This is a genomic window from Neokomagataea anthophila (assembly GCF_018122595.1).
Lineage (GTDB): Bacteria > Pseudomonadota > Alphaproteobacteria > Acetobacterales > Acetobacteraceae > Gluconobacter > Gluconobacter anthophilus.
Genome location: NZ_JAGRQH010000026.1, coordinates 1 through 376 on the forward strand (window position 1 = coordinate 1; position 376 = coordinate 376).

The following is a 376-nucleotide window of genomic DNA, read 5'->3' on the forward strand; positions in this document are numbered from 1 at the left end:
TTTTTTTTTTTTTTTTTTTTTTTTTTTTTGTTGGGGTGGTTGTTGTTTTTGTTTTTTTTTTTGTTTTTTTTGGTTGGTGTTTTTTTTTTTTTATGGTGGGTTGGGACTAAGGGAAAACCCAGGGTGGTTGTTTTTTTTTTGTTTTTTTCACTGTTTTTTTTTTGGGGGGGTGGGTGTTTATATTCATCCCTGGCCCACATTTTTTTTTTTTTTTTAAAAAAATCTTTTTTTTTTAAAAAAAAATTTTTATTTAAAAAAACAAAAAAATAACCGACCAGATAAAATAAACCAAAAAATAACCATGTAAGAAAAAAATAAAAAAACAAAAACCACATAAAAAAATAAAAAAAAAAAAAAAAAAACAAAAAAAAAAAAA

General features: G+C 21.5%; 1 protein-coding gene. It reads right to left on the minus strand.

The window, feature by feature from the left end; translation table 11 throughout:
• Nucleotides 1–376 (minus strand): hypothetical protein (locus KB213_RS11960; RefSeq protein WP_211683450.1); only part of this gene is annotated, 376 nt, incomplete at both ends.